Origin of the sequence: Sphingomonas nostoxanthinifaciens (assembly GCF_019930585.1) — a bacterium.
GTDB classification, from domain to species: Bacteria; Pseudomonadota; Alphaproteobacteria; order Sphingomonadales; family Sphingomonadaceae; genus Sphingomonas_I; species Sphingomonas_I nostoxanthinifaciens.
This window is the reverse complement of record NZ_CP082839.1, coordinates 2,082,093-2,105,118: the sequence shown is the minus strand read 5'-3', so window position 1 is coordinate 2,105,118 and position 23,026 is coordinate 2,082,093. Positions and strand designations below refer to the sequence as shown.

Here is a 23,026-nt window from a genome sequence, read left to right as displayed (position 1 = left end):
CATGGCGTGAACAGGAGGGGAACGACCGATCAGCTATGCGGTGTCTGGGTCGTCGTGGTCGCGTTGGTGCCGGTCGTGGTCGAGGGGCTGGTCGACGAGCCTTGCGCGCGGCTGCCCGAGCGGCTGCCGCTGGTGGTGGTGCCGCTGGTCCCCATGCTGGTGCCCATGTTCGATCCCATCGAACCCATACCTGTCGATCCGGTCATGCCGGCCGACGTGCCCGTTGTTCCGGTCATCGAGCCGGCGCCGGCGGTGCCCGACGACCCCATGCCGCCCATGCTGCCCATGCCGGCCGATCCGGTCGTGCCCGTGCTGCCGGCGCGTGCACCGGCGGCGCCCGACGCCTGGCCGGTCGTGCCCGAGGTGCCGGCGGTCGCCCCGCCGGTGCCGGCCGCGCCCGCGGCACTTCCCGCACCGCCACCGGCCGCAGCGCCTCCGCCGGCCGTCTGGGCGAGCGCAGGGGCGGCAATCGTCAACGCGGCCGCGATCATGAGGTGACGCATTCGTCTCTCCTATCAATGTCTTGCACGATGTTGTGTGCCGGGGAGAACGCGCGTCGCGGCGCTTCGTGCCGTCAGGCGAGCCGTTCGGGCATTGCACCGGCATCCTCGATCACGGTCGAACGGTCGGCCATCTGCTCCCACGGGAAGATGAACCAGCTCTTGTCGACGGCGCGATCGATCGTGCGGGCGCGATAGTCGGCCTTGGCGCGCGAACGGACATTGTCGATCAGCACCGCGACGCGGACATGATCGGCGGGGCCGCCTGCCTCCGCCAGCCCGGCGCGCAGCGCGACGATGGTCGAGCCGCTGTCGTTGATGTCGTCGATCAGCAGGATGCGGCGGCCGGCGCGCGTCTCGGCGGCGAGCTTGGCCATCAGCTCGGCCGCGAAGCCCGGCACGCCCGAGCTGTAGTCGACTGACAGCAACGGAATGCCGGTGCGATGCGACAGATAGGCGCCGGGCACCAGTCCGCCCCGGCCGATGCCGACGATATAATCGGGCCGCCACGTCTCGGCTGCAAGCGCATCGGCCAGCGCATGCACCCCGGCGACGAACTCCTCATAGGGTATTGGCGCAAGCTGCGGATCGGTCATGGATCAGCATGCCCCCGCAAAGGCATCGACCGCCGCGAGATGGCGCGTCACCGCCGCATCGTCGAGGAAGGATCCGAGGAAGCTGTTACGCGCCAGTGTCACCATCTGATCGCGGCTGACCAACGGCGCGATCGCGCGGTAATTGTCGGCGACATAGCCGCCGAAATAGGCCGGATCGTCCGAATTGATCGTCGCGCGCAGCCCCTTGGCGAGCATCGCCGCGATCGGGTGGCGCGCCACGTCGTCCACCACGCACAGCTTCAGGTTGGAGAGCGGGCAGACGGTGAGCGTCATGCCCGAGCGCGCCAGCCGCGTCACCAGATCCGGATCCTCCAGCGCACGATTGCCATGGTCGAGCCGGTCGACGTGTAACAGATCGAGCGCCTGCCACACATAATCGGGCGGCCCCTCCTCGCCCGCATGCGCCACGCGCCGGAGCCCGGCGTCGGCCGCCGCACCGAACACGCGCGCGAACTTTGACGGCGGATGGCCGAGCTCCGAACTGTCGAGGCCGACCGCCGCGATCCGGTCGAACCACGGCTCGGCCGCGTCCAGCGTGGCGAAGGCGTCGGCTTCGTCGAGGTGGCGCAGGAAGCACAGGATCAGGCGCGACGTGATGCCGAACCGCGCCTCGGCCGCCTTCATGCCGGCAAGCAGACCGTCGGCGACGGTGCCGAACGGCACGCCGCGCGAGGTGTGCGTCTGCGGATCGAAGAAAATCTCGGCATGAACCACGCCGTCGGCATGCGCGCGGGCAAAATAAGCCATTGCCAGGTCGTGGAAATCCTCTTCCTCTCGCAACACGCTGGCGCCCTGATAGTAGATGTCGAGAAAGTCCTGGAGCCGGCTGAACCGATATGCGGCGCGCAGCTCCTCGACCGAAGGAAAAGGGATGTCGATGCGGTTGCGCCGGGCGAAACTGAACATCTGCTCGGGCTCGAGGCTGCCTTCGATGTGGAGGTGGAGCTCCGCCTTGGGCAGGCCGACGATGAAGGCGGGATCGGTCATGGCGAATGTCTAGCGGCAAGCCACGTCGCTCGTACAGTCGCGCGCTGATGCTCGCCGCGGTGCCGCTGCTGGCGGCGGCGCACGCCCCTCGGCCCGAACAGCAGCTCATGCTCGACGCCGCCCAGCCCTTCGTGCAGGTGACGATCGCCGGCGTGCCGCTACGCCTTCGCGTCGATCCGGCGGAGCATGGCCTCGTGCTGCTCGACCGCGCCGCCGCCGACCGACTGCCGCTGACATGGACCGAGGATGCCGAGACCGACGTCGGCCGCATCCGCCTCGCCGGCCATGTCGCGCGCGCGACCCTGCTGGTCGACGGGCATTCCCGACAGGTGAGCGTCGCCGCCTATGAGCGCGACTGCTGCCGCGATGCCGATGGCGCGGTCGGGCCGGACACGTTGCCCTATGCGGTGATACGCTGGAGCCGCGCCGATGCGCCCGACCCCACGGGCGAACGCACGATGGCGCTGGCGATGGACATGCGCTCGGGGCTCCACGCCGATGCCGGGCCCCAGCTCGACGGCCTGCAGATCGCCTTCACCCTCTATCGTTCGGATACCGTCGCCACGGCAGCCGGCGGGGCGATCCTGGCGCGGGCGTGGGGCGGCGCGTGGACCGGGCCGGCGACGCTCGGCCGGGCGGCGTTCGGGCTGCTCCGTCCGATCCGGCCGATGGCGTTCGCGTTGCCCCAAAAGCTCGCCGGGTTTCCGATCCGGATGATCGACGTGCGCACCGCCGATTTCGGGGGCCGGTCGCTCCTGCCGCAGGACAAGGTCGGCCCCGACGACATCATCGTCTCGCGCCGGCTGCCGCTGCAGGATGCATGGCCGGCGGTGATCCTCGGCCCCGATGTGCTGCGGCGTTGTGCCGAGATCGTCTATGTCGCCGCACCGCGCTCGCTGACGTTGCGCTGCGCGTTCGAGGCCAGATGAGCCGCGGCGGCCAGCGCCACCGTCCCGCCGAGCAGCCAGCCGCCGATCACGTCGCTCGCCCAATGCACGCCCAGAACGATGCGCGTGAGGCCGATCAACAGCGCCAGCACCACCCCCAGCGTCGCTCCGCGCCGGCCGTCGAACACGAGGCCGATCAACGGATACAGCGCCATCGCGCCCGTGGCATGGCCGCTCGGAAAGCTCCACTGGTTGACGGCGATCAGGTGGAACGCCGCCGGAGGACGCGGGCGCGCGACCAGATGCTTGACCAGTTCCACCGCGACCGCGCCGATCGCCCACGCGACCGGCAGCATCAGCGCGGTGCGTCGACGCCCGCGTAGCGCCAGCAGCCCCGCAGCGACCAGCGCCAGCAGCGCGCGAACCCAGCCGATCCCGAGCCACGTGAACGCCTTCGCCGCGTCGACCATCCAGATCGGAAGATTCGCCGCCGACGGTTGCCCCGGGCGCCGCAGCGCCCACAAAATCGCCCGGTCCGCGCCTTGCGTCATGCCTGCCAGCACGAGGGCCAGCATGAGCGCAAACCCCGCGAGCGCCACCCACGGCGCGGCGCGGCTCACGGGGTCGGCGTCGTGGCCGCCGGCCAGCTGCCGCCGATCGCCTGGATCAGCGTGACCGCTGCCACCTGACGGTCGACGATCGCCTGCGCCTCGCTCTGCCGCGCCGACAAGGCGGTCGCCTGCGCGGTGATGACGTCGGTGTAGACGATCTGGCCGGCGAGATACTGGTTCTGCGTCAGCTGCTGGACGCGGGTCGCCGCCTGCGCCGCCGCCACGCGCTGATCGCCGACATAGGCCAGCACGCCCGAGGCGGCGAGTTCGTCCTCGACCTGCTGGAACCCGGCGAGCACGGTCTGGCGGTAGGTCGCGACCGCCTGGTTATAGGAGGCGCGCGCTTCCGCCACGCGCGCCGAGCGTGCGCCGAAATCGAGCACGGTGAGCGCACCCTGCGCACCGAGCGACCAGATGCTGGCCCCGGCCGTGAACAGGTTGGACAACACGCTCGACTGCCCGCCGACGCTGCCGGTGAGGCTGAGCGTCGGGAAGAAGGCCGCGCGCTGGATGCCGATCGCCGCATTGGCCGAGGCGACGCGCCGCTCCGCCGCCGCGATATCCGGCCGCCGCTCGAGCAGCGACGCCGGCAAGGCCGCCGGCACCGCGGGCACGGTGCGGTTCCATGCCTGCGCCGCCAGCACGAAGCTCGACGGATTTTCGCCGACCAGCACCGCGATCGCATGCTCGAAGATGGCGCGCTGGCGCACCAGATCGGCGGCATTGGCCTTGGCGGTGGTCAGCTGGGTCTGCGCCTGCAGCACATCGACCTGCGCCACCACGCCCTGATTGTAGCGGTTGGTGGTGATCGTCAGCGCCTTCGCATAAGCGGCGACGGTGTCGTCGAGGATCGCTTTCTGCGCCTCCAGCCCGCGCAACTGGACATAATCGAGCGCCAGCTCGCCCTGCGCGGCGAGGGTGGCGTTGTTGAGATCGGCCTCGCTCGCCTGCGCCAGATTCTTCTGCTCGGTCAGCGTGTTGCGCAGCCGTCCCCATAGATCGGGCTCCCAGCTCGCGCCGGCCGAGACGGTGTAGCGGCGGCTGCCGTTGCTCGACGACGTGACGGTGCTGGTGCCGGTCGAGCCCGTGGTGGTGCCCGTTCCGGTGCCGGTGCCGGTGCCGGTCGAGCCCGTGCCGGTCGTGCTGCCGCTGCTCGTGCTGGTGCCGCCGATGATCGTGGTGCTGCCCGAACCGAACGTGCCCGCGCGCGTCGCCCCGCTGCTCAGGGTAACGTCAGGGAACAAGGCCGCGCGCGCCTCGCGCACCGTCGCGCGCGCCAGATCATAGGCTGCGACTGCCGCCAGCACGTTCTGGTTGTTGACGCGCACGCGCTGTTCCAGCGCGGTCAGCACCGGATCGTTGAACAGCAGCCACCATTCGCCCTTGGCGACCGCGTCGGCGGGCGCGGCGCTGCGCCAGCCGGGTGCTTCCTTGAAACTGGCCGGCACCGACGTGGCGGGCACGTGGTAATGCGGCGCGAAGCTGCACCCGGCGAGCGCCAGCAGGCCCGCATATCCGAAGAAACGTGCGATCTTGGTCGAGGTCATGCAGTCATTCCGAGATTGGCCTCGCCGCGCCCCAGCGCCATTTCGTGGGGCGAGCGGCGGCGGAACTTGTCGAGCGCCAGATAGACGACCGGGGTGGTGAGCAGGGTGATGAACTGGCTGACGATCAGGCCGCCCATGATCGCGATGCCGAGCGGCCGGCGCAGCTCCGCACCGTCGCCGAAGCCGATCGCCAGCGGCAGCGCACCGAACGCCGCCGCCATCGTCGTCATCAGGATCGGGCGGAAGCGCAGCAGCGATGCCTCGCGGATCGCGGCGAGCGGCGACAGCCCGCGCGAGCGTTCGGCATCCAGCGCGAAATCGATGATGAGGATCGCATTCTTCTTCACAATGCCGATCAGCAGGATGATGCCGATCAGGCCGATCAGGTCGAACTGCGATCCGGTCGCCATCAGCGCCAGCACCGCGCCCACGCCCGCCGACGGCAGGGTCGACAGCACCGTCAGCGGATGGATCGCGCTTTCGTAGAGGATGCCGAGCACGATGTAGATCACCACCAGCGCCGACACGATCAGGATCGGGGTCGAGTTGGTCGATTGCGCGAACACCTTGGCGGTGCCGGCAAAGCCGCCGCGCACCTGCGCCGGCAGGCTGAGGCTCGCCTGCACCTGCGCGATGCGCTGCGCCGCCTGCCCCAGCGAATAGCCGTTGCCGGTGGCGAAGCTGATCGTGGCGGCGGGTGCGGCATCCTGGTGGTTGACCTGCGCCGCGGTCGCGCCGGTCGCCCACGTCGCGAGCGTCGAGAGCGGCGCCATGCTGTCGGCCACGGTGTTGACCGCGCTGCCGGTCGCGGCGTCGCGCGCCTGCCCGGTGGTGGAGACGGGCGTCGAGCCGGTTACGCCCGTGGCCGTGCCGATCACGCCGGCGGTGCCGGTCGAGGTCGAGGACGTCGAGGATGTCACGGTCGTCGTCGTGGCGACGCCCGTCGCGGCGGCGCTCTGGCTGGTCGGCAGGTAGATGTTGTTCAGCGCCTCGGGCGCGCCGGTATATTCCGGCGCGACCCCCAGCACGACATGATATTGGTTGAGGCCGCTGTAGATGGTCGAGACCTGGCGCTGGCCGAAGGCGTCGTACAGCGTGTTGTCGATCGTCTGCGGCGTCACGCCCAGCCGGGTCGCGGTGTCGCGGTCGATCGTGACGAACGCCTCGGCGCCGCCCTGCGCCACGTCGACGTCGATGTCGGTCAGTTCGGGGTAGCGCTTCAGCGCCTGCGCCAATTGCGGTGCGGCCTTGTACAGCAGCTCGGGATCGTCGGCCTGCAGCGTATATTGGTACGAGCTGTTGCCGCCGCGGCCGCCGATCTGCATGTCCTGCACCGGCATCAGGAAGGTGGCGACGCCGGTGATCCGCGCGAGCTTCGGCCGCAGCCGCGTGATCACCACCCGCGCCGCGTCGCGCTGTGATCGCGGCTTCAGCTCGACGAACATGAAGCCGCCGCCCGCGCGCGACCCGCCGGTAAAGGCGACGACGGTGCGCACCGCCGGATCCTTCTTGATGATCTTCACCAGGCGGGTCAGTTTGGTCTGCATATCGGCGAACGAGATGCTCTGGTCGGCGCGCAGGCCGCCCATCAGCGATCCGGTATCCTGTTCGGGGAAGAAGCCCTTCTGGATCGCGCCGAGCAGGAAGATGTTGAGCGCGACCGCGCCCGCCAGCAGCAGCAGGGTCGCGCCGCGATTGGCGAGCGCCCAGTCGAGGCTGCGCGCATAACGCGCCTGCAGCCGCTCGAACACATGCTCCGAGGCGCGCTGGAAGCGGTTCTCGCGCACCGTACCGCGCTCGCGCAGGATGAACGAGGCGAGCATCGGCGTGGCGGTGAGCGAGATCACCAGGCTGATCAGCACCGCAACCGTCATCGTCACCGCGAATTCGCGGAACAGGCGGCCGATGATGCCGCCCATCAGCAGCAGCGGGATGAACACCGCGACCAGGCTGATCGAGATCGACAGCACGGTGAAGCCGACCTCGCGTGCGCCGCGCAAGGCGGCGGCGAACGGCTTCATCCCGTCCTCGACGTGGCGGCTGATATTCTCCAGCACCACGATCGCATCGTCGACGACGAAGCCGGTCGCGACGGTCAGCGCCATCAGCGACAAATTGTTGAGGCTGAACCCCAGCAGGTACATCACGCCCAGTGTGCCGAGCAGCGAGGCGACCACCGCCACCGCCGGCACCAATGTCGCGCGCAACGAGCGCAGGAAGATCGACACCACGATCACCACCAGCAGGGTGGCGATCAGCAGCGTCACCTCGACCTCGCGCAGCGACGCGCGGATGGTGGTGGTGCGATCCGACGCGATCGACACCTTGATGTCCGACGGGATCGCCGCCTCGATCCCCGGCAATTGCGCCTTCACCGAATCGACCGTGGCGATGATGTTCGCCCCGGGCTGACGGCTGACGATGATCGTCACCGCGCGCACGCCGTTGAACAGGCCCATCGTGCGGATGTCTTCGGGCCCGTCATAGACATGCGCGATGTCCGACAGGCGCACCGCGACGCCGTTGCGCCACGCGACGATGATCGGGGCATAATCGGCGGCAGTCAGCCCGGGCACCGCGCCGTAAATCTGCCACGCGGTGGTATCGCTCTCCACCACGCCGCGCGGCCGGTTGGCGTCGGCCGACGAGATGGCGGTGCGCACGTCCTCCAGCGGAATGCCGTAGCGCGACAGCGCCAGCGGGTTGAGATCGACCCGCACCGCCGGCAGCGCCGCGCCGCCCAGCTCGACGTCGCCCACGCCCTGCACCTGCAGCAGCCGCTGCTGCACGATGTTCGACACCGCATTGTAGATGTCGGCGGGGCTGCGCGTCTTGCTGGTGAGCGCGATGATCATGATCGGCGCGTCGGCCGGATTGATCTTGCGATAGCTGGGGTTGGTCTTCAGCGTGGCGGGCAGATCGGCGCGCGCGGCGTTGATCGCCGCCTGCACGTCGCGCGCGGCGCCGTCGATGTTGCGCGACAGGTCGAATTGCGCGGTGACGCGGGTCGAGCCGATGCCCGATTGCGAGGTGAGCTCGGTGATGCCGGCGATCGTCGCCATGCGCCGTTCCAGCGGGCTGGCGACGCTGGTCGCCATCGTCGTCGGGCTGGCGCCGGCAAGGCTGGTCTGCACGCTGATCGTCGGGAAATCGACCTGCGGCAGCGGCGACACCGGCATGACGAAGAAAGCGGCGATGCCCGCCAGCATCACGCCGATCGTGAGCAGGATCGTGCCGATCGGCCGACGGATGAACGGCGCGGAGAGGTTCACCCGCCCCGCTCCGCCCGCGCCCGGCCCGGCAGGATGCGCGCCGTCACTCGCGCGCTTCCAGCGGCAGCAGCGGCTCGTCCTCGCGCCGGCGGCTCCAGCGCATGCTCAGCCGCTCGAACGCGAGGAAGATCACCGGGGTCGTGAACAGGGTCAGCGCCTGGCTGACGATCAGGCCGCCGGCGATCGACAGGCCCAAAGGCTGGCGCAATTCGGCGCCCATGCCGCCGCCGAAGATCATCGGCAGCGCGGCGAACAGAGCGGCGAAGGTCGTCATCATGATCGGGCGGAAGCGCAGGTGCGCCGCCTGCCGGATAGCGGTGTCGGCGTCCTTGCCCTCGATCCGCTGCGCCTCCAGCGCGAAGTCGATCATCATGATCGCGTTCTTCTTGACGATGCCGATCAGCAGCACGATGCCGATGATGCCGATCACGCCGAGATCGTTGTCGGTCAGCATCAGCGCCAGCAGCGCGCCGACGCCCGCCGAGGGCAAAGTCGACAGGATCGTCAGCGGGTGGATGAAGCTCTCGTAGAGCACGCCCAGCACGATATAGACCACGACGATCGCCGCGAGGATCAGCCACACCTCGTTCTGCAGGCTGGCGCGGAAGGCGTTGGCGGCGCCGAGGAAGTTGGTGGTGATCGCCGCCGGCACGCCGATCGCCTTCTCCCGCGCGGTGATCGCGTCGACCGCGGCGCCCAGCGCATAGCCCGGCGCGAGATCGAAGCCGATCGTCGAGGCCGGGAATTGCGCCACGCGCGTCACCTGCAACGGCGCCTGCCCCTCGACGAAGCGCGCGACCGTCGACAGCGGCACCGCCGTGCCCGAACTGGTATTGATGTAGAGCCGCCCCAGCGCCTCGGGCGAGGTCAGCATCCCCGGCTGGCTTTCGAGGATCACGCGATACTGCGTCGTCTGGGTGAAGATGGTCGAGATGATGCGCTGGCCGAACGCATTATAGAGCGCGCTGTCGATCGTCGCCGCGCTGATGCCGAGCCGCGATGCGGTGTCGCGGTTGATCGCGACCGTCACCGCGCGGCCCTTGTTCTGCATGTCGGATACGATGTTGCGCACCGCCGGCACGTCCTTCAACGACGCCAGCAGCTTGACCGTCCACTCGTCGATCTGCGCCTGGTCCGCGCCCTGCAGCGCGAAGCGATATTGCGTCGGGCCGCCCTCGGCGTCGATCGTCAGATCCTGCACCGGCCGCACGTAAAGCGTCAGCCCGGCGATATCGCGCGCGCGCTGCTGCAGGCGGCGGATCAGCGCCGCCTGGCTCGACGAGCGATGCTCCTTGTCCTTCAGGTTGATGAGCATCCGGCCCTGGTTCATCGCCGGATTGCTGCCGTCGACGCCGACGTTCGAGCTGAGGCTCGCCACGTCGGGATCGTCGAGGATCGCGTCGGCGAGCTGCCCCTGGATCATTCCCATGCGCGGGAAGGAGACGCCCTGCCCCGTCACCACCACCGCCTGCAGCTGGCCGGTATCCTGTTCGGGGAACAGGCCCTTGGGAATGGCGACGAACAGCATGGCGGTCAGCACCAGCGAGCCCGCGAACACCAGCAAGGTCAGCCCCTGGCGCAGCAGTACCCAGTCGAGCGCGCGCGAATAAGCGTGCGACAGATCGTCGAACCGGTCCATCGTCCACTGGACGAAGCGCGGCTTGCGGATTTCGTGCTCGGGCTTCAGCCAGCGCGCCGACAGCATCGGCACGAGCGTCAGCGCGACCACCGCCGAGATCAGGATCGTCACCGCCAGCGTGATCGCGAATTCGCGGAACAGCCGGCCGACGACGTCGCCCATGAACAGCAAGGGGATCAGAACCGCGATCAGGCTGACCGTCAGGCTGATGATGGTGAAGCCGATCTCGCGGCTGCCCAGCAGAGCGGCGGCGAGCGGACGCTTCCCCTCTTCCAGATGGCGCGCGATATTCTCGGTCACCACGATCGCGTCGTCGACGACGAAGCCCGACGCGATCGTCAGCGCCATCAGCGTCAGATTGTTGAGGCTGAAGCCGAGCAGGTGCATCGCCGCGAACGTGCCGACGATCGACAGCGGCACCGACAGGCTGGCGATCAGGGTCGCCTGCGGACTGCCGAGAAACAGGAAGATCGCGAGCGTGACGAGCAGCACCGCGAACACCAGCTCGAGCTGCACGTCGCGCACCGACGATCGGATGCCGATCGTGCGATCGGTCAGCAACGTCACGTGCACGTCGGCGGGCAAGGCCGCTTCCAGCGTGGGCAGCGCCGCCTTGATCGCGTCGACCGTGCCGATCACGTTCGCGCCCGGCTGGCGCCGCACGTCGACCACGATCGCCGGCGTGCGGTTCATCCACGCGCCGATGCGGCTGTTCTCCGATGCGTCGATCACGTCGGCGAGGTCGGACAGGCGCACCGGCGCGGCACCACGATAGGCGATGATGAGGCCGCGATAGTCGGCCGCGGTCGCGAGCTGATCGTTGGCGTTGATCGACCAGCTCCGCGTCGGCCCGTCGAAGCTGCCCTTGGCGCCGTTGACGTTAGCCGCCGCGATCGCCGAGCGCAGATTGTCCATCGACAGGCCATGCGCGGCGAGCGCCTGGACGTTGGCCTGGATGCGCACCGCCGGCCGCTGCCCGCCCGACAGCGACACCTGACCGACGCCCGAAATCTGCGCGATCTTGTTGGCGACGCGCTGGTCGACCATGTTCTGGATCTCGGCCAAGGTACGTGTGGCCGAGGTGACGCCGAGGCTGAGCACCGGCGCGTCGGCGGGATTGACCTTGGCGTAGATCGGCGGCGCCGGCAGGTCCGACGGCAGCAGGGTGTTCGCCGCGTTGATCGCCGCCTGGACCTCCTGCTCGGCCACGTCGAGGCTGAGGTTGAGGTTGAACTGCAGCGTGATGACCGAGGCGCCCGCCGACGACACGGACGACATGCGCGACAGGCCGGCCATCTGCCCGAACTGGCGCTCCAGCGGCGAGGTGACGGTGAGGCCCATCACGTCGGGGCTCGCGCCGGGATACAGCGTCGAGACTTGGATCGTCGGATAATCGACCTCGGGCAGCGCCGAGAGCGGCAGGAAGCGGTAGGAGACGATGCCCGCCAGCAGGATCGCCAGCATGAACAGGGTCGTCGCCACCGGCCGCAGGATGAACGGCCGGGAGGGGTTGACCCCGGCGGGGCCGAGCAGTTCCTGCCCGTCCGCCGCGGCCCCCTCGATCGGGCCTGACATCTCGTTCACTGGCCGCCGCCGTTCCCGTCCGCGCTGCGGCGCCGGTGGTGCTGGCCGCTCTGGGCATTGCCTTGCGCATTGCCCTGGGCATCGGCCGAGCCGCCCCCGTCCGCACTGGCGCCGCCGCCGAACAGCCGCGCGAAGAAGCCCGGTTGCGCGCGCTTCGGCCCCTTGGGCTTCTCGCCCGGCAGCGTCACCTTCGAGCCGTCGTCGAGATTGTCGGCGCCCTCGGTGATGACCGTCTGGCCGGCGGCGACGCCCGAGGCGATCGCGACGCGCGTGCCGTCCGCCGGCCCCAGCTTCACCTGCTGCAGCTTCACGGTATGGTCGCCCTGCAGGACGAACACGAAGTCGCCCTGCGCGCCGTGACGGACGGCGGTGACCGGGACGATCGCGACATTGTGCAGCGTATCGACCAGCAGGCTCGCATTGACGAACTGATTGGGGAACAGCTTGCTGTCCGGGTTGGGGAAGCGCGCCTTGGCCTTCACCGTGCCGGTGGTCGCGTCGATCTGGTTGTCGAAGGTGAGGAAGCGGCCCTCGGCCAGAGTGGTGGTGCCGGCCTGATCGGTCGCGGTCACGGCGAGCGTGTCGCCCGCGCGGCGCCGCGCGAGCACGGTCGGCAGGTTGACCTGCGGCAGCGCGAAGGTCACGTCGATCGGCGTCGTCTGGGTGATGACGACGATGCCGGTCGTGTCGCCCGGCGTGACGTAATTGCCGATATCGACCTGGCGCAGGCCGACGCGGCCGGAAACCGGCGAGGTGATCGACGTATATTGCAGGTTGAGCTTCGCGGTGCCGATCGCCGCTTGATCGGCCGCGACCGTGCCCTCGTCCTGCTTGACCGTCGCCGCCTGCGTCTGGACCTGCTGGCGCGCGATCGAATCCTGCGCGAGCAGCGTCTGGTAGCGCTGCAGGTCGACATGCGCGAGATTCAGCACCGCCTGATCGCGCGCCAGATTGGCCTGCGCCTGCGCGAGCGCGAGGCGATAGGGGCGCGGATCGATCTGCGCGAGCAGCTGGCCCTTCGCGACGACCTGGCCCTCGGTGAAGTTGATCGTGAAGATATTGCCCGAAAGCTGCGGGCGGACGGTGGCGGTGACGATCGGCTGCACCGTGCCGATCGCCGACAGCGACACCGGCATGTCGCCCGACACCACCTTGGCGATGCCGACCGTGGCGGAGGGTCGGTTACGACGACCCGTCGCGCCGCCGGCGCCGTCCGCGCTCGAGCTGGAATGCGTGATCGCCCAAAGCAGGGCGAACACCACCACCAGCGCGATGCCCACCAGCAGCGCGTTGCGGCGCGACCGGGGCGAACGCGCGGGCAGCGCTTCCGCGTCCGATACGGTGGGGGCATGATAATGGTCGTTCACGCGCATTCCTCGCCGGAAAGATCCGCTGCTCGGGTATAGCCGACGGCCGACAGACGGCCCAGCTTGCTCCCACATCGGATGCGACGCTTACCGCAGAATGTCAGCGCTGCAATCCGAATGCTGCGCTGCGCAACCGTAATTCGCCGCCGCGCGGCGGCCGATCCTCGCGGTCGGCTATTCGGCGGCCTGCGACAGCAACGGTTCGCCTGCTTCGTCCACCGGCAGCGCGGGCGTGTCGTGGTAGCGCGCAAGTGCTTCGACCGGCGCCACTTCCTCGATCTCGCGGCCGCCAGCCTCGATATTGAGGTCGCGGAACTTGCGCGCGGTAACGAGCGCACGGCTCTCGAAACTGCTCACGAACGCATTGTAGCTGTTGACCGCTGTCGTCAGCCCCCCGCCCACGCGGCGCATCCGCTCGGCCGCGGTCGACAGCCGCTCGTACAATTCCTTGCCCAGCGCGCCGATCTGCGCGGCTTCCTTGGCGAGCTTCTCCTGCCGCCATACCGCGGCGACCGTCCGCGCGATCGCGATCAGGTTGGTCGGCGTCGCCAGCAGCACGCGCTTGTCGAATGCGAAATCCCACAGCGTCGGATCCTGCTCCAGCGCGGCGGCGAGGAAATGCTCGCCCGGCACGAACATCACGACATAATCGGCGCTGTCGGCGAAGCGCGCCTGATAGGCCTTGCCGCCCAGCGTGTTGACGTGCGCGCGCATCGCCGCGGCATGCGCCGCCAGATGCACCGCGCGCTCGCCTTCGTCGATGGCGCCGAACGCATCCTGATAGGCGTTGAGCGACACCTTCGCGTCGATCACCAAAGTGCGCCCGCCGGGTACGCGCACCACCACGTCGGGCCGCAGCCGCCCCTCGTCGCCCTCGACCGACACCTCGGTCCGGAAATCGGCATGATCGGACAGGCCACACGTCTCCAGCACGTTGCGGAGCTGCTGCTCGCCCCAGCGGCCGCGCGCCTTGGGCGCGTTGCGCAGGGCGTTGACCAGCTTGGCAGCCTCGCCCGAAACGCGCTCCTGCCCCTCGCGCATCGACTGGATGAGCCCGGTCAGCGCGCCGAACGAATCGCGGCGCTCGGCCTCGACCTTCGCCACGCCTTCCTCGTAGCGCTTCAACCGCTCGTCGACCGGCTGCAGCAGGGCACCGAGCCGCTCGCCCGACAGCCGCTCCGATTCGGTGAAGCGCTGGTCGGCGCGCTCGAGGAACTGGCGCTGCGCATCGGCCAGCAATTTGCCGCCAATCTCGCTGAACTGCGCCGACAGCGCTTCCTTCTGCTCGACCAGCTCGCGCTGGCGGGCGGTGAAATGGCGTTCGCGCTCCTCTTGCCGGCCGGTAAATTCGCGCAAGGCGGCCTGCGCCTCGTCGCGCTCGCGCGTCACCGCCTCCAGCGTCCGCGTCAGCAGATCGGCCCGCGCCGCCCCCGCCTGCGCCGCCGCGCACGCCGTCTCTGCTGCGCGCGAGCGTTCGTCCAGCCGGTCGCGTTCGCCGCGCAGCAGCGCCGCCGGTCGGCCGCCGAGGATCCAGCCCACGATCAGGCCGACGATCGCCGCCACCAGTGCCATCGCCACTGCCATGCCCGCCGCCATGTCACCTCCCGCCTGAACGAAACAGGAACATAACACGCGAAGCGCATAAGCTCAAGGCCGGATCGCGCGGGAACCGCGCGGCCCGCGCCCCGTTCCGTCGGAAACGATAAAGGAGGATGCCATGCCGATCCGCAAGATGATCGCCGCCCACCCGGACGCGAACGGCCATATCAACGAGCCGCTGGCCGAAGCCATTCGCAGCGCGACCGACTGCGCCGTCACCTGTACCGCCTGCGCCGACGCCTGCCTCGCCGAGCCGATGGACATGCGCCAGTGCATCCGCATGTGTCTCGACTGCGCCGACGTCTGCACCGCCGCGGCCCGCCTCGCCACGCGCCAGACCGGCGACAATCGCGCGGTGTTGGCGACCATCCTGCGCGCCTGCATCGAGGCGTGCGACGCCTGCGCCGCGGAATGCGAGAAGCATGATCACCGCCACTGCCGGCTCTGCGCCGCCGCCTGCCGCACGTGCGCCGACGATTGCCGCGAGGCGCTCGCCGGGCTCGGCTGATACCGAACACCAACGTTAATTTTCGTTAACAATTGTCATCGCAATGACTTGCGCGGCTTCTAGCTCCAACGGCGGTTCAACCATCGTGGAGCTTACCCATGCTGTCCATTCGCCTCGCCGCCGCGGCCGGCCTCGCACTCGCCGCGCTGCCCGCCTCCGCCGCGACCGTCTACGAAAGCGCCAGCTACACCGGCGACGACACCGGCGAATATATCCTGTTCCCGGACGGCACCGACATCATCGGCGCGGTGTTCACGCTGGCCGACCGCACCGACGTGACCGCGATCGGCGCGCAGTTCGGCGGCTATCCGTCGGGCACGATCTTCGGCGCGATCGTCTCGGTCGATCCGACCACCGGCCTGCCGGCCGGCTCGTCGCAGAACCTCGCCGCCACCGCGCTCGGCTCGACGCTCTTCGAAGTGACCGGCGGCACGCACGATCAGGCGGCCGACCTCGCGCTGACGCTCGACGCCGGCACCTATGCGGTGGTGTTCGGCTCCAATCAGTTCGGCGCGACCGGCTATGCCGGCCTCGGCGATCTCAACACGCCGACCGGCGACGGCACGCTCGTCCGCTCCTTCTTCTCGGACGGCTGGGATCTGTTCGATGATAGCGGCGTGCGCGTCTTCGTCGAGGGCAATGCCGTTGCCGCCGTGCCCGAGCCGTCGAGCTGGGCGCTGATGATCGCCGGCTTTGGCCTCGCCGGCGTGGCGCTGCGCCGCCGTCGCGTCACCGTCCGCTTCGCCTGATAAGCAAACGCCGCCGGGGGCGATGCTCCCGGCGGCGTCCGTATCGCTTACCGACGCTCAGGCCGCGTTGCGGGCCCGGCGCGCTTTCTCGAGCTTCTTCAGCACCATCTCGCGCTTCAGCCGCGACAGATGATCGATGAAGAGGATGCCTTCGAGATGGTCCATCTCGTGCTGCAGGCAGGTGGCGAGCATGCCGTCGATCGGCTCGTCATGCGCGACGCCCTGCTCGTCCAGCCAGCGGGCGTGCGTGGTCGCCGGCCGCTCAACCTCGGCAAACTGCTCGGGCACCGACAGGCAGCCCTCATTATAGACCGACAATTCGGTCGACGGCTCGTACAATTCGGGGTTGATGAACACGCGCGGGTTGCGCACCGGCTGGCCGTCCGGCCCCTCGATATCCTGCAAGTCGATCACCAGCAGCCGCTTCGGCACGCCCACCTGGATCGCGGCGAGGCCGATGCCGGGCGCATCGTACATCGTCTCGAACATGTCGGCGATCAGCGTGCGCAGAGCGTCATCCACCGTCTCGACGGGAGTGGACTTCACACGCAGCCGGGGATCCGGCGCCTCGATGATCGAAAGAATGGCCATCGCGCCGATTTAATCGCCGCGGCCCGCCGCTTCAAGCGGAGTGCGTCGATGACAAAGATCGAGCGGACCGGCCTGCCGTCCGCATGCGCTCACACCGCGTCGGCATCATCCTCGTCCTCGGGATCGGGCTCCCACAATTCGAGCGGGTTGCCCTCGGGATCGTGGATACGGGCGAAGCGCCCTACCCCCGGCATGTCCCAATCCGGATTGGTGACGATCTCGATGTCCGCCGCGCGCAGCCGCTCCAACAGGCCGTCGAGATCGTCGACGCGCAGGTTCAGCATCCACTGGCGGTCGGCGGGGAAATAATCGGTATCGGCCTTGAACGGCGCGAAGACCGACGATCCCGCCTCGGTCGCCCAGCGGCCATACTCGCCCGCGCCGACGCCGAGATGCTCGGCATACCAGCGCGCCAGCGCCTCCGGATCGCGCGCACGGAAGAAGAAGCCGCCGATGCCGTTCACGCCCATGTTAGCCCCCTCAGCCGACCGGCCGCCGCGCGCGCAACGCCTGCGCCAACGTGCCCTCGTCGAGATAATCCAGTTCGCCGCCGACGGGAAGGCCGTGGGCAAGCTGCGTCACGCGCACCGGGAAGCGCTCGATCCGCTCGGCGATGTAATGGGCGGTGGTCTGGCCCTCCAACGTGGCATTCATCGCCAGCACGACCTCGTCGATCCCGCCACGCTCGATCCGGCCGACCAGCGCATCGATCGTCAGATCCTCCGGCCGCACGCCTTCGAGTGCCGCGAGCCGCCCCCCGAGCACGTGGAAGCGGCCGGGGAACAGCCGGGTGCGATCCAGCGCCCACAGGTCGGCCACCTCTTCCACCACGCACAGCATCCGTTGGTCGCGGCGCGCATCGGCGCAGATCGCGCACGGATCGCACGTGTCGACATTGCCGCAGGTCGAGCAGGTCGCCAGCCGCTCGCTCACCGCCTCCAGCGCGCGCAGCAGCGGACCGAGCGCCGCCTCGCGCTTCTTGAGGAGGTGCAGCACCGCGCGCCGCGCCGAACGCGGGCCGAGACCGGGAAGGCGGGCGAGCGCCTGCGTCAGCGCATCGATTTCGGGAGAAGCCATTGCATGTCAGATAGGGGTGCTGCGCACGCGCGTCACCCCGGACTCGTTCCGGGGTCCACCGGCCGGCAGGAGCCGGAGGCGGCGGCCCGGACGCTCCGTGGCCCCCGGAACGAGTCCGGGGTGACGGTGCGTTGCGGGTCAGGGCGGCACGCTCTATCGCGACGGCGATGCCCGACGCCCGCCCGCTGCTGCTGTTCGATTCCGGCGTCGGCGGCCTCTCGGTGCTGGCGGAGGTGCGGCAGCGGCTGCCGCAGGCATCGATCGTCTACGTCGCCGACAATGGCGGCTTCCCCTATGGCACGAAGAGCGAGGCCGAGATCGCCGCGCGCGTGCCGGCTTTGCTCGGCCGGCTGGTCGAGCGCTATCGCCCCCGCCTCGTCACGATCGCGTGCAACACCGCCTCGACCATCGCACTGGCGGCGGTGCGCGCGGCGCTCGACCTGCCGATCGTGGGGACGGTGCCGGCGATCAAGCCCGCCGCCGAACGATCGGTCACCCGCGCCATCGGCGTGCTCGGCACCGACGCGACCGTACGCCAGCCCTATGTCGACGATCTGTCGGCGCGCTTCGCCAGCGACTGCCTCGTCGTCCGCCACGGTTCGGCGGCATTGGTCGAGCTGGCCGAGGCGCGCCTGCGCGGACAGCCGACGCCCGACCGCGCCTATTCCGACGTGCTGGACGGCCTGCTCGGCCAGCCGGGCGGCGAGCGGATCGACACGGTCGTGCTCGCCTGCACCCATTTCCCGTTGGTGGCGGACCGGCTGGCCGCGGTGAGCCCGCGCCCGCTCGCCTTCGTCGACGGCGCCGCCGGCATCGCTCGACGCATCGCCTACCTGACCGAGGGGCAGGACTGGCCGGCCGAGTCCCCGCCCGGCCGCGCCGTCTTCACCGCGCCGTTCGATCCACCCCCGGCGCTGCGCGATGCGCTTGCCGCACGCGGGCTGCCGCAGATCGAGTGGCTCTGACGTGCGATGCTTGCCACTGGCCTTTGCCGCCGGGCTTGGCTAAGAAACCGCATTGTTCGAAGCCGAGGTTCGGGGCTCTTGGATTACAACCGTGTGTTCACCGCCGCGATCGATCGGGTCCATGCCGAGGGTCGCTACCGGGTCTTCATCGATATCCTGCGCAACAAGGGCATGTTCCCGAACGCGCGCTGCTTCGCCGGGCATAACGGGCCGAAGCCGATCACGGTGTGGTGCTCGAACGATTATCTGGCGATGGGGCAGAACCCCAAGGTGATCACCGCGATGGAAGAGGCGCTGCACGATGTCGGCGCGGGCTCGGGCGGAACGCGCAACATCGGCGGCAACACGCATTATCACGTCGATCTGGAGGCGGAACTCGCCGACCTCCACGGCAAGGAAGGCGCGCTGCTCTTCACCTCGGGCTACGTCTCGAACGATGCGACCCTGTCGACCCTGGCCAAGGTGCTGCCGGGCTGCGTGATCTTCTCGGACGAGCTGAACCATGCCTCGATGATCGCGGGCATCCGCAATTCGGGCTGCGAGAAGCGCATCTTCCGCCACAACGATCTCGAGCATCTGGAAGACTTGCTGGCGGCCGAGGATATCGACACGCCCAAGCTGATCGCGTTCGAGAGCGTCTATTCGATGGACGGCGACGTCGCGCCGCTCCACGCCATCTGCGACCTTGCCGACAAGTACAAGGCGCTGACCTATTGCGACGAGGTCCACGCCGTCGGCATGTACGGCCCGCGCGGCGGCGGTATCTCCGATCGTGACGACGCGGCCGATCGCATCACCATCATCGAAGGCACGCTCGGCAAGGCGTTCGGCGTGATGGGCGGCTATATCGCGGCCGACCGCACGATCATCGACGTGATCCGCAGCTATGCGCCGGGCTTCATCTTCACCACCTCGCTCTCGCCGGTGCTGGTCGCGGGCGCGCTGGCGAGCGTGCGCCATCTCAAGGCGTCGGCGGTCGAGCGCGAGGGGCAGCAGGCGGCGGCGGCGATGCTCAAGGCGCTGATGGCCGATGCCGGATTGCCGGTGATGCCGTCGACCACGCATATCGTGCCGCTGATGGTCGGCGATCCGGTCAAGGCGAAGCGCGCGAGCGATATCCTGCTCGCCGAATATGGCGTCTACGTGCAGCCGATCAATTATCCGACCGTGCCGCGTGGCACCGAGCGGCTGCGCTTCACGCCGGGCCCGAGCCACAGCGAGCCGATGATGCGCGAGCTGGTGGCCGCCCTGGTCGAAATCTGGAGCCGCATGGAGATGCGGCGCGCGGCATAACAGGAGGAGACGCCGATGCTGAGCGAATTCAAGGCATTCATCGCGCGGGGCAATGTCCTCGATCTGGCGGTGGCGGTCATCATCGGCGCGGCGTTCAACAAGATCGTCACTTCGCTGACCGAAGACATCATCATGCCGATCATCGGCAAGATCTTCGGCGGCCTCGATTTCTCGGGCTATTTCGTCCGGCTCGGCGCGATCCCGGCAGGCTATAGTGGCTCGCCCGACGATTATGCCGCGCTCAAGAAGGCCGGCGTGGCTTTGTTCGGCTATGGCGAGTTCCTGACGCAGGTCGTCAACTTCCTGATCGTCGCCTTCATCATCTTCCTGCTGGTCCGCGCCGTGAACCGCGCCGTCCCGAAGCAGGAGGCGCCGAAGGCCGAACCCGTCACGCCCGAGGACGTGCTGCTGCTCCGCGAGATCCGTGATCAGCTGAAGGCCGGCCCACGCGCCTGAGGCGCGCGCGACGACGCTCACTGAGCCCGTCATCCCGGACTTGATCCGGCATGACGGGCTTAGCTTCCCGCCTCACTGCGTCGGCGCGAGCTTCGTGTTGAGCACCCAGCCGACATTGTCGTTCTCGTCGGCGACCTCCCACCACAGGCCATCCTTCTTGCCGGTCGGGTAGACGATCGCGCCCGGCGGCAACGTGCGCAGGACGGCGCCGGTCGCCGCGGCGGTCTTGCGCATCGCCACCGGCGCGGTCGCGGTGAAGGTCTTGGTCGGCGATGCCTCGGCCGTGCCGGTCGAGCCCGGCTGGAGCAGGCCGAGGTCGGTCACCATCTTCGCATAGGCCTGGATGAAGGCCATCGTCACGATCTTGCCGATGTCGGTATTGTCGTAGCCGCCACCGACCGCGCCGATGCCGCCGCCGAAGAAGCCCGCGCCGCCGCCAGCACCGAACGACAGGCTATTCTTGACGGCATAGCCCTCCTCGGTCTGCACGGTCTCGGTCGTGCGGACGTTGGTGAGCGAGAGGACGGTGTTGGCCTCCATCTTGCGGCTGCCGACGCCGCCCGCCAGCGCGCCGAAGCGGCCGCCGACCAGCCCGCCGAGCGCGCCGCCGACCGCGCTGCCACTGGCATTGCGGTTGGCGGCCTGCACCTCGGCCACCAGCACATAATCCGCCGCCTTGATCTGGCCGACGCCGACATTCGATCCGCGCTGCAGGCCGAGGCCGCCGCCGATATTGCGCTCAAGCTCGGCCGCATGCAGCCCGGTGCCGCGATCGACCAAATTGAAGCAGCCCGACCGCTGGATCAGCACCTTCAACAGCTTCGACGGCGGCGCGAGGCTGAACTGCGTCCAGCCCGACGGGTTGTCGCCATCGGCCACCGAGACGGTGCCCAGCTTACGCGCACAATGCGGCACGTCATTCTCAGCCGCGACCTGCGCCTTCTGCGCGCCCGAGGGCTGCGCTGCCGACAAGGATGCTTCGGGCGCGATCGATAACGCGCCGATAACGAGCAAAGACAGATGATGCTTCACGATCGCCCTCCCCAATCGCGTCGCCTCGGCGTTATTTGCACCGATGCGGCCCCCGCGCATCGAGTATCAGCCGCCGCCTGATCCGCCAAGCCGGATGATCGACAATCACCCCGAAGTCATCACCCAGGCGTCACTTTGATCGCCGCGCGGATCAACTTGGATCATCTTGCCGATAATCCAGCGTTATCAGTGACTCACGTCGGGTGGGACGATCGGCAGCGGCAAAGGCGCGACCGGCACGCCGTCTTCCACCAGCGCCTTGGCTTCGGCGAGTGTCGCCTGGCCGTGGATCGCGCGTTCGGGCGTCTCGCCATCGTGCATCGCGCGCGCTTCCTCGGCGAAGCGGCCGCCGACATGCTCGGATCCCTCGAGCGCCTTGGCCTGCGCCCGCGCGAGCGCCGCCAGCATCGCCTTCATCTCGGCAGGGGCCGGCGCGCCCTTCGCCATCGGTACGGGCCGCGCATTGCTTTTGGCCGGGACGGCGGGCGCCATCGCCGCCTTGCGCACGTCGGCATCGCCGCAGATCGGGCACGAGACGAGCCCGCGCTCGCGCTGCTTGTCATAATCCGCGGTCGAGCCGAACCACGCCTCGAACACATGCTCCTGCGTGCAGGCGAGATCGAACACGATCATGACGTGATCTCGACCGCGCCGATCGGGCGGCGATGCGCGAGGACGGGAATCCGCGTGCGGACCTGATCGATACGCGCCGGATCGAGCGCGACCACCGCCACGCCGGGCGCATCGCCCATGTCGAGCAGCACCTCGCCCCACGGATCGACTGCGAGCGAATGGCCATAGGTCTCGCGCCCATCGGCATGATGTCCGCCCTGCGCCGCGGCGACGACGAACGCCCCCGCCTCGATCGCGCGGGCGCGCAACAGCACGTGCCAGTGCGCCTGGCCGGTCGGCACGGTGAAGGCGGCGGGCAGCGCGAGGATGGTCGCGCCCGCATCGCTCAGCGCGCGAAACAGATCGGGGAAACGCAAATCGTAGCAGATGGCGAGCCCCAGCCGCCCCCACGGCGTATCCACCGCCACCGCGCCCGACCCGCGCACATAGCTCGCCGATTCACGCCAGCTTTCGCCCGTCGGCAGATCGACGTCGAACAGGTGCATCTTGTCGTAGCGCGCGCGGATCGCGCCATCAGCGTCGATCACGAAACCCCGATTGACATAGGGCGCGCCGGCGCCGTCGGCGCGGAGCGCGAGGCTGCCGACATGGACCCACAGGCCGTGGCGCGCCGCCGCCTCGCGCACCGCCGCCAGCGTGACGTCCTCCGCCTCGATCACGATCGCCGCGGCCGCCCGCGCTCGATCGCGATCGAGCAGGTTGCTCATCTCGGGTGTGAACAGCATGTCGGCGCCCTCGCCCGCCGCGCGCTCGACCGCCTCGACCAGCGTGCGCGCGCCGAGCAGCGGATCAGTGCCGGTGCAGGCCTGGAGGATCGCGGCGCGCATTCAGGCGGCGAGCATCGGATCGAGCTTGCCCGCCCGTTCCAACGCCGCCAGATCGTCCGATCCGCCGACATGGGTGTCGCCGATGAAGATCTGCGGCACGGTGGTGCGGCCGTTAACGCGGCCCAGCATCTCGGCACGCTTAGGTCCGCCCATACTGATGTCGTGCTCGACATAGTCGACACCCTTGCCGTCGAGCAGGCGCTTGGCGCGCACGCAATAGGGGCACAGCATCTTGGTGTAGATCTCGACGGTCGGCATGGTCTGCTCCTTCGCGTCTGATCTGTG

The 23,026-nt window shown here is 69.0% G+C and carries 22 protein-coding genes; 6 read left to right on the top strand and 16 right to left on the bottom strand.

All coding sequences use genetic code 11. The features are described from left to right. Positions 1-29: 29 nt before the first annotated feature. The 3 genes from K8P63_RS10035 to K8P63_RS10025 all read right to left on the bottom strand — a co-directional run bounded on the left by K8P63_RS10035 (position 30) and on the right by K8P63_RS10025 (position 2,104). Positions 30-503, bottom strand: coding sequence for a hypothetical protein (locus K8P63_RS10035; protein ID WP_223799652.1), 474 nt, complete (start codon positions 501-503; stop codon positions 30-32). 71 nt (positions 504-574) lie between these two features. Next, positions 575-1,096 carry a phosphoribosyltransferase gene (locus K8P63_RS10030; RefSeq protein ID WP_223799651.1) on the bottom strand — a complete coding sequence of 174 codons (522 nt, stop codon included), beginning with the start codon at positions 1,094-1,096 and terminating at the stop codon, positions 575-577. 3 nt (positions 1,097-1,099) lie between these two features. Next, positions 1,100-2,104, bottom strand: a complete 1,005-nt coding sequence (locus tag K8P63_RS10025) for an adenosine deaminase (RefSeq protein ID WP_223799650.1) — start codon at positions 2,102-2,104, stop codon at positions 1,100-1,102. Between the two features lie 5 nt (positions 2,105-2,109). Between K8P63_RS10025 and K8P63_RS10020 the strand changes: the two genes are divergently transcribed. Then, complete coding sequence (locus tag K8P63_RS10020; RefSeq protein WP_223799649.1) at positions 2,110-3,033, top strand: hypothetical protein; 924 nt, start codon at positions 2,110-2,112, stop codon at positions 3,031-3,033. Here the strand turns inward: K8P63_RS10020 and K8P63_RS10015 are convergent. The 6 genes from K8P63_RS10015 to K8P63_RS09990 form a co-directional block, all read right to left on the bottom strand. Then, entirely contained in the window at positions 2,979-3,611 is a 633-nt protein-coding gene (locus K8P63_RS10015) for a phosphatase PAP2 family protein (protein ID WP_223799648.1), read from the bottom strand. The genes K8P63_RS10020 and K8P63_RS10015 overlap by 55 nt on opposite strands. Next, complete coding sequence (locus K8P63_RS10010; protein WP_223799647.1) at positions 3,608-5,149, bottom strand: efflux transporter outer membrane subunit; 1,542 nt, start codon at positions 5,147-5,149, stop codon at positions 3,608-3,610. The genes K8P63_RS10015 and K8P63_RS10010 overlap by 4 nt, the downstream gene beginning before the upstream one ends. After that, complete coding sequence (locus tag K8P63_RS10005) at positions 5,146-8,421, bottom strand: efflux RND transporter permease subunit (protein WP_223799646.1); 3,276 nt, start codon at positions 8,419-8,421, stop codon at positions 5,146-5,148. The genes K8P63_RS10010 and K8P63_RS10005 overlap by 4 nt, the downstream gene beginning before the upstream one ends. A gap of 43 nt (positions 8,422-8,464) precedes the next feature. After that, complete coding sequence (locus tag K8P63_RS10000) at positions 8,465-11,635, bottom strand: efflux RND transporter permease subunit (RefSeq protein WP_223799798.1); 3,171 nt, start codon at positions 11,633-11,635, stop codon at positions 8,465-8,467. Between the two features lie 5 nt (positions 11,636-11,640). Beyond that, positions 11,641-13,011: an MdtA/MuxA family multidrug efflux RND transporter periplasmic adaptor subunit gene (locus K8P63_RS09995; RefSeq protein WP_223799645.1), complete on the bottom strand. Its 1,371-nt coding sequence runs from the start codon at positions 13,009-13,011 to the stop codon at positions 11,641-11,643. A gap of 174 nt (positions 13,012-13,185) precedes the next feature. Next, positions 13,186-14,607: a DNA recombination protein RmuC gene (locus tag K8P63_RS09990; protein ID WP_223799644.1), complete on the bottom strand. Its 1,422-nt coding sequence runs from the start codon at positions 14,605-14,607 to the stop codon at positions 13,186-13,188. 121 nt (positions 14,608-14,728) lie between these two features. Between K8P63_RS09990 and K8P63_RS09985 the strand changes: the two genes are divergently transcribed. Both K8P63_RS09985 and K8P63_RS09980 read left to right on the top strand, forming a co-directional pair. Continuing rightward, positions 14,729-15,118 (top strand): four-helix bundle copper-binding protein, encoded by a 390-nt coding sequence (locus tag K8P63_RS09985; RefSeq protein WP_223799643.1) that lies wholly within the window; start codon positions 14,729-14,731, stop codon positions 15,116-15,118. Between the two features lie 98 nt (positions 15,119-15,216). After that, positions 15,217-15,867: a PEPxxWA-CTERM sorting domain-containing protein gene (locus K8P63_RS09980; protein ID WP_223799642.1), complete on the top strand. Its 651-nt coding sequence runs from the start codon at positions 15,217-15,219 to the stop codon at positions 15,865-15,867. A 57-nt stretch (positions 15,868-15,924) separates the two neighbouring features. Here K8P63_RS09980 and def read toward each other — a convergent pair whose 3' ends face one another. The 3 genes from def to recR form a co-directional block, all read right to left on the bottom strand. Next, positions 15,925-16,458 (bottom strand): peptide deformylase, encoded by a 534-nt coding sequence (gene def, locus K8P63_RS09975; protein ID WP_223799641.1) that lies wholly within the window; start codon positions 16,456-16,458, stop codon positions 15,925-15,927. A gap of 89 nt (positions 16,459-16,547) precedes the next feature. Further along, positions 16,548-16,928 (bottom strand): VOC family protein, encoded by a 381-nt coding sequence (locus K8P63_RS09970; protein WP_223799640.1) that lies wholly within the window; start codon positions 16,926-16,928, stop codon positions 16,548-16,550. A 10-nt stretch (positions 16,929-16,938) separates the two neighbouring features. Next, a complete protein-coding gene (gene recR / locus K8P63_RS09965; RefSeq protein WP_223799639.1) occupies positions 16,939-17,535 on the bottom strand; it encodes a recombination mediator RecR in 597 nt (198 codons plus the stop codon). A 167-nt stretch (positions 17,536-17,702) separates the two neighbouring features. Between recR and murI the strand changes: the two genes are divergently transcribed. The 3 genes from murI to mscL all read left to right on the top strand — a co-directional run bounded on the left by murI (position 17,703) and on the right by mscL (position 20,249). Next, entirely contained in the window at positions 17,703-18,500 is a 798-nt protein-coding gene (murI, locus tag K8P63_RS09960; RefSeq protein ID WP_223799638.1) for a glutamate racemase, read from the top strand. 78 nt (positions 18,501-18,578) lie between these two features. Next, the gene (gene hemA, locus K8P63_RS09955; protein ID WP_223799637.1) at positions 18,579-19,793 is read left to right on the top strand and encodes a 5-aminolevulinate synthase; all 1,215 of its coding nucleotides are present in this window, start codon (positions 18,579-18,581) and stop codon (positions 19,791-19,793) included. Positions 19,794-19,808: 15 nt separating this feature from the next. Next, positions 19,809-20,249: a large conductance mechanosensitive channel protein MscL gene (gene mscL, locus K8P63_RS09950; RefSeq protein ID WP_223799636.1), complete on the top strand. Its 441-nt coding sequence runs from the start codon at positions 19,809-19,811 to the stop codon at positions 20,247-20,249. Positions 20,250-20,321: 72 nt separating this feature from the next. Here the strand turns inward: mscL and K8P63_RS09945 are convergent, their stop codons facing one another. The 4 genes from K8P63_RS09945 to grxC all read right to left on the bottom strand — a co-directional run bounded on the left by K8P63_RS09945 (position 20,322) and on the right by grxC (position 22,999). After that, complete coding sequence (locus K8P63_RS09945; protein WP_398288879.1) at positions 20,322-21,221, bottom strand: CsgG/HfaB family protein; 900 nt, start codon at positions 21,219-21,221, stop codon at positions 20,322-20,324. Between the two features lie 246 nt (positions 21,222-21,467). Continuing rightward, complete coding sequence (locus K8P63_RS09940) at positions 21,468-21,914, bottom strand: DUF1178 family protein (RefSeq protein WP_223799635.1); 447 nt, start codon at positions 21,912-21,914, stop codon at positions 21,468-21,470. Next, the gene (locus K8P63_RS09935; RefSeq protein WP_223799634.1) at positions 21,911-22,741 is read right to left on the bottom strand and encodes a carbon-nitrogen hydrolase family protein; all 831 of its coding nucleotides are present in this window, start codon (positions 22,739-22,741) and stop codon (positions 21,911-21,913) included. Before K8P63_RS09935 ends, K8P63_RS09940 begins: the two co-directional genes overlap by 4 nt. Beyond that, the gene (grxC, locus tag K8P63_RS09930; protein WP_223799633.1) at positions 22,742-22,999 is read right to left on the bottom strand and encodes a glutaredoxin 3; all 258 of its coding nucleotides are present in this window, start codon (positions 22,997-22,999) and stop codon (positions 22,742-22,744) included. Positions 23,000-23,026 lie beyond the last annotated feature (27 nt).